Source organism: Candidatus Zixiibacteriota bacterium (assembly GCA_040752595.1).
In the GTDB taxonomy this organism is placed as follows: Bacteria; Zixibacteria; MSB-5A5; order WJJR01; family WJJR01; genus JACQFV01.
Map to the genome: position 1 here is coordinate 1 of JBFMGX010000023.1, position 8680 is coordinate 8680.

General features: G+C 62.4%; 11 protein-coding genes and 1 pseudogene. 2 read left to right on the top strand and 10 right to left on the bottom strand.

The window, feature by feature from the left end; genetic code table 11:
• Nucleotides 1-146 precede the first annotated feature (146 nt).
• Both AB1792_07055 and AB1792_07060 read left to right on the top strand, forming a co-directional pair.
• Nucleotides 147-1889 (top strand): NFACT RNA binding domain-containing protein, encoded by a 1743-nt coding sequence (locus AB1792_07055; GenBank protein MEW5701970.1) that lies wholly within the window; start codon nucleotides 147-149, stop codon nucleotides 1887-1889.
• A 65-nt stretch (nucleotides 1890-1954) separates the two neighbouring features.
• Nucleotides 1955-2344, top strand: a complete 390-nt coding sequence (locus AB1792_07060) for a hypothetical protein (protein ID MEW5701971.1) — start codon at nucleotides 1955-1957, stop codon at nucleotides 2342-2344.
• A gap of 175 nt (nucleotides 2345-2519) precedes the next feature.
• Here AB1792_07060 and AB1792_07065 read toward each other — a convergent pair whose 3' ends face one another.
• The 10 genes and pseudogenes from AB1792_07065 to AB1792_07110 form a co-directional block, all read right to left on the bottom strand.
• Nucleotides 2520-2936, bottom strand: a complete 417-nt coding sequence (locus AB1792_07065) for a YraN family protein (protein ID MEW5701972.1) — start codon at nucleotides 2934-2936, stop codon at nucleotides 2520-2522.
• 4 nt (nucleotides 2937-2940) lie between these two features.
• Nucleotides 2941-3570 (bottom strand): ribonuclease HII, encoded by a 630-nt coding sequence (locus AB1792_07070; GenBank protein ID MEW5701973.1) that lies wholly within the window; start codon nucleotides 3568-3570, stop codon nucleotides 2941-2943.
• Between the two features lie 91 nt (nucleotides 3571-3661).
• Complete coding sequence (locus tag AB1792_07075; protein ID MEW5701974.1) at nucleotides 3662-4231, bottom strand: hypothetical protein; 570 nt, start codon at nucleotides 4229-4231, stop codon at nucleotides 3662-3664.
• Nucleotides 4224-4595, bottom strand: a complete 372-nt coding sequence (gene rplS, locus AB1792_07080) for a 50S ribosomal protein L19 (protein ID MEW5701975.1) — start codon at nucleotides 4593-4595, stop codon at nucleotides 4224-4226. Before rplS ends, AB1792_07075 begins: the two co-directional genes overlap by 8 nt.
• Nucleotides 4596-4631: 36 nt before the next feature.
• On the bottom strand, nucleotides 4632-5360 hold the full coding sequence (gene trmD, locus AB1792_07085; protein MEW5701976.1) for a tRNA (guanosine(37)-N1)-methyltransferase TrmD: 729 nt from the start codon (nucleotides 5358-5360) through the stop codon (nucleotides 4632-4634).
• Between the two features lie 11 nt (nucleotides 5361-5371).
• Nucleotides 5372-5887 carry a ribosome maturation factor RimM gene (gene rimM / locus AB1792_07090; protein MEW5701977.1) on the bottom strand — a complete coding sequence of 172 codons (516 nt, stop codon included), beginning with the start codon at nucleotides 5885-5887 and terminating at the stop codon, nucleotides 5372-5374.
• Between the two features lie 230 nt (nucleotides 5888-6117).
• Nucleotides 6118-6387 (bottom strand): annotated as a pseudogene (gene rpsP, locus AB1792_07095) (30S ribosomal protein S16).
• Nucleotides 6388-6495: 108 nt separating this feature from the next.
• Entirely contained in the window at nucleotides 6496-7824 is a 1329-nt protein-coding gene (gene ffh / locus AB1792_07100) for a signal recognition particle protein (GenBank protein ID MEW5701978.1), read from the bottom strand.
• 156 nt (nucleotides 7825-7980) lie between these two features.
• Nucleotides 7981-8454, bottom strand: a complete 474-nt coding sequence (locus tag AB1792_07105; GenBank protein MEW5701979.1) for a hypothetical protein — start codon at nucleotides 8452-8454, stop codon at nucleotides 7981-7983.
• Nucleotides 8432-8605: a hypothetical protein gene (locus AB1792_07110; protein ID MEW5701980.1), complete on the bottom strand. Its 174-nt coding sequence runs from the start codon at nucleotides 8603-8605 to the stop codon at nucleotides 8432-8434. Before AB1792_07110 ends, AB1792_07105 begins: the two co-directional genes overlap by 23 nt.
• Nucleotides 8606-8680: the final 75 nt, after the last annotated feature.

An 8680-nucleotide genomic window follows, 5' to 3' on the forward strand; every position in this document is an offset into this window, starting at 1 on the left:
ACTGAAAAAGGAGATTGATCACAGGCTCCGCTCTCTCTTTCATCAACTCCGGTCACATGAAGCATGAACCCAACCCCGCAAACCCCACTCACCTTCGGTTACCTTTTCTCATGAGGCATCACGTCCTTTCCCCTTGAGCCAAGACGATGAAGATCATCGGTTGGCACCTCTTGCGCCTGACGGCTGAAGCCGGGCGCGACTTGGTCGGCATGACCGTCGAGTCCATACGGCGGGATGCCACGCATGGACGCTTCCTGTTGATCCTCGGCTCATCACGTGGCAAACGGTATCTGGTCTTGGGGACACGCACGCACAGCGCCTTCATCTGGTCCAAGCACAAGACCGACATCCACGGATTCGGAGAATACATGTCTACGGAATCGTTTAACCGTTTGCGGGGAAGAAGGTTGACCTCGGTTGTCATGCCGGGCCCGGATCGTCTGGTTGAGTTGCATTGGGCCAAGTCCGGTCCGGACGGGGCGGAGGACACACTGCTTCTCATCGTCTCTTGGACCGGCGCAGCGGGGAATCTCTGGCTGGTCGATCCCACCGATCGGGGAATTCTCGAGTATGGCCACCGGCCGAAAGATGGTCCTCCCCGCGCCATGTTCGTGGCCCCACCGGTGCCAGCTTTGGCCGACTGGCGAACACTGACGTTCTCTGACTACTTGCATCTGCGCCGACAGAATGCGGACCTCCCGGCACAGGTCTTCTGGCATCGCCACATCTGGGGAATCGACGCCGCACTGGCCCGACAGATTGCTCAGCAGATGACGGCATCGACGCAGTCCGAAGCGACAGTTGAACCGTCATGGTCACCGATCTACTGGCGCGAGTTCGAGAATCTTGTCGGCACGCTCAGAATGGCCACCGCACCTGACGGCACCATATTCCTGCCCGCCGACGACTGGAACGCAGAGCACATACGCGTCGCCGCCGCCGCAGACATGGTCCCCGACCAAGCCGTCTGTCGGCCATTGGCCGGCCTGCTGGCACTCTGCGATCTGCATGCCGGTCGCGAAGTTGAAGGGAAGGACTCGGAAGCGGCGCTGAACACGGCAATCGACAGGCGCCGGAACGAATTGGGACGGCGAGTCGCCGCACTGCAGCAGGCCATCGACCGCGAGGGTGAGGCACGGCAGTGGCAACACTGTTGCGAACTCTTAAACGCCTATCGGCAACTACTGAGACGGGGAATGCCGCAACTGAACGTCGCCGACTGGGAGACAGGGACGTCGATCAGCATCCCCCTCGATCCGGCGTTGGGGCCGCAGGAGAACATCGCCGCCGCCCACGAACGCGCCCGACGGCTCAGACGGGCGGCCGAACGAGCCCGGTCACAAATCGATGCCGTGCGCCGAGAGCACGAACGCTGGACAAGGGTCAGCGCCGCGATGCTGGACAAGACTCCCTCCGAAACACTCGTGGCCGAAGTGTCCGCCGAGCTTGGTTTGAGCCGCCCATCGACACGGCCACGGGTGGCGCGGCCCGAGCCCCGGCTTCCCTATCGCGAGTTTGCCATCGGGATCGACCGAGTTTGGGTCGGCCGTTCCAGCCGCGACAATGATACCCTCACGCTCCACCATGCCCGTCCCGACGATCTCTTTCTGCACGCCCAAGCGTGCCCGGGGTCCCATGTGATTCTGAAACGCCGCCAACGGGGCATCGACTTTGATCAGCAGACGATCGTGGCCGCGGCGCAGATCGCCGCGTTCTTTTCGCGCGCCAAGCATGCCGGTCTGGTGCCGGTCGTCTACGCCGAAGTCCGCCACGTGAAAAAGCCGTGCAAGTCCGCCCCCGGAACAGTCCGTCTGGAGCGGGAGAAGTCGGTCATGGTCGCGCCGCTCCCCCCGCCGGGGTACCACGCCGGCGGGGAGACAACGCAATGACCTTGGCGTTTCGGCATTCAGGTACTATATTGAGGCGAGAATTCAAGTTAAGCGAGCCCGACCATATGAAACTGCGTCTGATCATCATTGCTGCCCTTGTGCTTCTCTTCGTCGGCGTCGGGGCCATGTATCTGAGCGGCAACCTCAACATCGTCAACCCGGTCAAGCCCCAAGTCGAGGAGCAGATCGACGAGGCGACCTTCGTGCGCGCCTATGTGGAGCTGGCAATCCTCGCCGAGACCTCGCCGATCGGCTCACCCGAATACGAGGAGGCCAAGACCCGGATCCTCGGCGGCTTGGGAGTGACACCGGAAGAGGTCGAACAGCAACTGGCATCGTACAACAACCGTCCCGACCAATGGCGGCCGATCTGGGAGAAGATCCAAGCGGAGTTGGCCAAACGGTCGCAAACGATGTCGGGCGAGGCCGCCACAGGTCGAGACTCCGCTCACTAAGAGGCCCCCAAAGGGGCGACAGATATCAGCCCACGGCGCCAGCCGTGGGACTTGGAATCACCGAGAAAGGCAAGCCCCGAAGGGGCGGCAAAAAGTAGCCCACGGCGCCAGCCGTGGGACGAATGCGGCGCGGGCGAAAAATCCCACCCTTCGAATGGGGCACCGAGGGCCTCATCTACACCGTCCACCCCTCACCCAACGTGAACGCTCCCGTAACGTGCGTGAGTGCCCGCTTCCGGCCGCGTGCAGGTGGACCGATCGCAATGGCATCGAACCGGAACTCCCGATGTCGCGGTTTTAGGGCAACCCTGTAGGCCGCGGCCGCACGTGCGATCGCCGCCTGTTTCCGGGACGGTATCCATGTGACAGGGTCGCCGAACCGCGTCGTGCGGGCAGTTTTAACCTCGACGAAGACCAGACAATCCCCGTCCTCGACGATCAGATCGATCTCGTTTCTGGTCTGCGGTGAGCGCCAGTTGCGCGCGACGATGACGTACCCCTTGCCTTCGAGGTAGTCGGCGGCAATCCCCTCCCCGGCTCGGCCGGGCGGCGACATCTGTCGCGAGGTCGGTTTCGCCACGCGCGTACGCAACTATTCATCCCATCAAGACGAGAGAACCCTGCCGCCAATCGCGCACCGGCGCGAAGCTCCGGCGGTGAATCGGCGACGGGCCGAGGCGCCGCAGCGCCTCCAGGTGCTCGGCGGTGGCGTATCCTTTGTGCCGCGCAAATCCATATCCCGGATACGAGGCGTCATACTCCTCCATCACCCGGTCACGGATCTCCTTGGCCAGAATCGAAGCGGCTCCGATCGAGAGACTCGCACGATCTCCGCCGATGATGGCACGCTGCGGCCAGTCGATCTCGGGGATGTGCGCCTTGCCATCGACCAACACGCCCTGGGGAACAACCGGAAGCTGGGACAACGCCCGGCGCATCGCCAGGAACGTCGCCCGCAGAATATTCATGCGGTCAATGTCCGCCGGGTCCACCGACCCGACACCCCATGCCGTTGCGCCGGAGGCGATCCGTGGATAGAGGGCCAGACGCTGCGCCGGCGTGAGTGTCTTGGAGTCGGCGATCCCGGGATCATCGAAGTGCTCATCGAGGATCACGGCGACGGCGATCACCGGCCCGGCCAGCGGGCCGCGACCGACTTCATCCACCCCCGCGACACGCGCGATTCCGCCGTTCCAGAAATGGCGCTCGAAGTGCCAACGGTCCATCTGGACCCTCTACTACTGCGCCGCGACTGATGATCAACGTGAAATCTCCGGCCCTCACGGAGAGGAACCGGAGGTTATGCAGAACGTGCCCTCAGCGCTGCGCTTTGGGCAACGGCTTACGACCGTTTTCAACATATGCCTTGAATCGCTCGAACAGGAAATGCCGCCAGGCACCGTCAACAGCCGTCGCCCAGCCGGCGGCGATCTGACCAAAGGCACGTACGGTCAGCGTCACGCGGGTGCTGTCTGTCCCCAAGGGAGCAAACTCCACCGAGTGGACCATCGAGAGTGGCTGCCCGGACAGTCCCAGTTGCCCCACGAATCGGAGGAGCTTGCCGCGGTCGGCATAGGTGACCGTGGCATGGAGTGCCCCATGGCCGGATGCGTCGAAGGTCTCGTAGAATCCGCCTCCCGGTTTCGGCTCGATGTACAGCGCACGTGGCGATTCCGAAAACGAATGATCCCACCATCCTGAGATGTCGCCGGTCATGGCATCGAAGATGGTGGTCGGCACGCCCGGCAGATCGAGCTCGTGGATGACGGTGAAACCGGTCGAACTGCTGTCGCGAATCGCGGCGCGGCCGTCACCACACACCATCAGCCAAAGCGCCGCAACCGCCAATGGAAATGCGACCCGCGAAGGACACGGCAGTCTACTCACCACCCTCGGCTCTCTCGGTCTCACCCTTGCGCTCCTTGACCTTCGCCGAGCGGCCGGTCAGACCGCGCATGTAGAATAACTTGGCGCGACGGACCTTCCCCTGCTTGAGGACTTCCACCTTGGCGACATGCGGCGAATGCAGAGGGAAGATGCGTTCCACGCCAATCCCGGCCGAGAGCTTGCGCACCGTGAAGCTGGCGCCCGCCCCGCTGCCGCGACGCTGGATCACCGTCCCCTGGAACACCTGGATGCGCTCCTTGTCGCCCTCTTTGATCTTCACGTGCACGCGCACGACGTCGCCCGCGTTGAACGGTACGATCGGGGTTTCCCGTTCGGGCAGCCCGACCGTGGTCACATCAATCATGGCTTTGCTCCTTCTTGTCCCGGTATCACTTCCGAATCAACTCTCAATCTTGTTCGCGTTCCCCGGCGTCGCGGGTGCCAGGAGATCCGGGCGAAAGCGACGGGTCATGGCCTCGGCCTGTTCTTGTCGCCATGCCGCCACCTGCGCGTGATGTCCCGACACCAGCACATCCGGGACATCCAGCCCGCGCCATTGGGCCGGGCGCGTATACTGGGGCGCGCCGAGACCGCCGTCGCCGCGCACGAACGAATCGCCGCGAGCCGATTCATCGTTCCTCAGAAAACCCGGCCGTCGCCGCGCGATCGCCTCGACCATGACCATCGCCGGCAACTCCCCGCCGGAAAGGACATAGTCGCCGATACTGTAGCGCCGCGGCCTCAGGTATTCGAAGACGCGTTCATCTATCCCCGTGTAATGACCGCAGACAAAGATCAAATGCTCTTCGCCCGACAACTCATCGGCGGCATGTTGGTCAAAACAGGGCCCCTGCGCCGTGGGGACAATGCAAACGCCATCGCCTCCGACCACCCCGCGCAAGTCTTCCACCGCCCGTGCAATCGGCTCCGCCTTCAGGATCATACCGCCGCCGCCCCCGAAGGGCGCATCATCGATCGTGCGATGGACAGGATCATCGGAGTAATCTCGCAGATCATGCACGCTCACGGCCAGAATTCCCTGATCCATCGCCCGCGCCATCAGCGATTCACCCAGAAAGCCGGCAAACATCGGCGGGAACGCCGTCACGATATCAATGCGCAAGGTCACGTCTGTCGTCGTCAGTCCACCATCCCCGGAATCGGGGCAATCACCATCCGTCCGCCTGCTGGGTCAATCGACTGGATGAAGACGTCGACCGCCGGTATGAGGAACTCACGGTCGCCATCACGGCACACATAGACATCACTGGCCGGCGCCTCGATGATTCCGGTAATCGTTCCCACAAGCTGACCGTCCGTGGTCTCCACTCTCAGCCCGATGATCTGATCGTGGAAGAACTCACCGTCCGGAGGCTTGGCCCGCTCCTCCGCGGCGATTTCCAGATCGCCTCCCAGCCAAGTCGCCACATCCTCGGGCCGCGTCACTTCCTCCGTCTGAATGAGTACGCAGTCCGGCAAAATCTGCACCGACCGCACGACGGCCGCCAGCGTCTTGTTCCCGCGCGTCAAAACGACCTGGCGCAGTCGCGTGAACCGCTCAAAGTCATCCGCATAGGGCCAGACACGGAAAGCACCGGTGACGCCGTGGGATCGACCGATCCGCCCCAGCGCGATTCGTTCCGGCGTCGTCGCCACACTGCCGCCCAATCGAATCCAGCACCCTTCACCCTGCCCTCTCCCACAGCAGGAAAGGGTCGGAATGGGGACCATCGTACTCACACTTTCGGCTTCGCAGACGCTCAGGATGCCGCCGGCGCCTCGCTCTTCTGTTCGCCGGCCGATTCCTTCATTCGGGCCCGCGCCCGCGCCTTGACTTTGTGGGGCTTCTCGATGACCGTGTCGCGCAGCGTTACGCTTTGGTAGTCCTCACCCTTCTCGGCCTTCTGCCAGATCGTCGCCATCCCCGTCTGACGGAACAACGCTGCCACAGTGTCCGACGGGACCGCGCCCTTTTTCAGCCAATCGAGCGTTGACTCGACGTCCAGCGAGATCTTTCCCGGGCGGTCGAGGGGACGGTACCACCCCAGAACCTCCAGGAAACGGCCGTCGCGGGGCATGCGAGAATCGGTCGCCACCACGCGGTAGATTGGTTTGTTACGCCGCCCGCCGCGGCGCAAGCGAATCGTCACCGACAATGAATACCTCCTGCGATAATGTGACGCACTCCATTGAGTTTCATGGATAGATGACTCCGGTCACTCATCATGGCCTCTCCCTCCGGCAGTCTCCCGAACTGCACAGTCTCACACGGGGAACGGTATCCCCCCACGGCCGCGACGACCCGGCTTGTTCAATGTCTTCATCATCTTCTGCATCATGCCGAACTGCTTGATGAGGCGGTTGACCTCCTGAATTGAGGTTCCCGAGCCATGGGCGATCCGCTGCCGCCGTGAACCGTTCAGGATCTCCGGCTGCCGCCTTTCTTGGGGCGTCATCGAGAGGATGATCGCCTCGGTTCGCTTTTGTGCCTGCGGATCAACCGCCAGTCCCTTCAGTTTCCCCCCCACGCCGGGGATCATCCCCAGCACCGACTCCAACGGTCCCATCTTCTCTAACTGCTTAAGTTGCTCAAGAACGTCCTCAAAGTCAAACTGCGCCTTGCGGAGTTTCTCCTCCCATTTCTGCGCCAGTTTGGCATCGACCGCCTCTTGCGCCTTCTCAACCAGGGTCACGACATCACCCATGCCGAGAATCCGGGCAGCCATGCGGTCGGGATGGAAGGGCTCGAGGTCCTCGATCTTCTCACCCACTCCGGCGAAGAGAATCGGGGCACCGGCCACCTTGACGACCGACAGCGCCGCCCCGCCACGGGCATCGCCATCGAGCTTGGTGAAGATGACGCCGTCGACGCCCACGCGCTCCGTGAACGCCTTGGCCGAGGTCACCGCATCCTGCCCGGTCATCGCATCGGCCACGAAGAATGTCTCGGTGGGGTGGACCCGCCCTTTGAGCGCCGCCACCTCCTGCATCAATTCATCGTTGACGTGCAGCCGCCCGGCGGTGTCCAGAATTACCAAATCGCTGTGGGCCGCAGTGGCTGCCGCCAGACCCGCCACCGCGACATTGATCGGCTTGGCCCCGGCCGCGCCGGTGTGGACGGGGACATTGATCTGCTTGCCCAGACGGACGAGTTGCTCCACTGCCGCCGGACGCGCCAAGTCGCAAGCCACCATCAAGGGCTTGCGCCCGGCTTTGGCGAATCGCGCCGCCAACTTGCCGCAAGTGGTCGTCTTACCCGACCCCTGCAGCCCCACAAGCATCCAAACCGTCGGGGCCGGGTGCTTGGCGAAACGTACCGGCCGATGCTGCCCGCCCAGCAGGTGCACCATCCGGTCATGAATGATCTTGATGATCTGCTGCCCCGGAGTCACCGATTGCAGGACCTTCTCCCCAACGCTCTCGGCCTGGACCTCGTCCAGGAACTCCTTGACCACCTTGTAGTTGACATCCGCTTCCAGAAGCGCCCGCCGCACTTCCTTGAGGGCGTCCTGAATGTTCTTCTCCGACACCTTGCCATGCCCCCGCAAGGTCTTCAGGATCCCCTCGAAGCGTTCGGTCAGTTGGGTGAACATGGTTCAACGCAACGGATAACTACCTCAGCCACCGACCTCGCTGCCAGCGGTCGGCAGCCGGACTCTTGTCTGCGCCGGACGGCACCGTTCGGCGCAAACAGCGAGTATACCAACTCCGGCGTCGGTTTTCAACCTGCGCGAGGAGTCGGAAGTGGGTCAGGTGGAAGAGGGAGGGGCGGGAGGGGCTTCTGGAGAAACCCCAGGGGAGTCGCCGGGAGGGGAGGCATCGAGAGGCAGTTCTTCTGCGAGATGATCGTCGAGTGTCACCGTGTTAGCCGTAGGGTCGATTTCGAGATGAAACCCGAACTGTCTCAGGAACTCCATCCCAACGAGTGCATCGTCGGATGGAGAAATGACGATGACCCCTATCTCTTGCTTCTCCCCTATCTGAACCTGACCCAAGCAGTAGAGGAAGCTCGTCGGCTTCCCATCTGCAAGAGTGAGCGGCATGACACCACTAAAGATCAGCCCGGGTTTGACAGCATCGAAGAACGGCAGCGACAGGAATGCGGTGAAGCCGGCGTCGACTCCTGCATTGAATTGATGATCACCATACGCGGCCACCGGGCCGCGGACGGTGATGGGAATTGTCGGGATGTTCAGTCCCTCAAAGGAATGAGTAATCCGCATTGGTCAGAAGTGTGCCCATGCGATACACGCCGTTGAAGCCGATCCGAATCAAGTGAAAGAACCCACCGGGACACAAATGCGCCGCTTTCTTTGCGGCTTCCTCTGCCGTGGCGCCGACAAAGGACTCTTCACTGAACACATCGATTGCCACGAATTGCCGGTCGTGTCAAGAAACTTGTTGAGAAATCAGGAAGGGCGTATCCTTTCGGCTGGTAAGTTGTTGAAC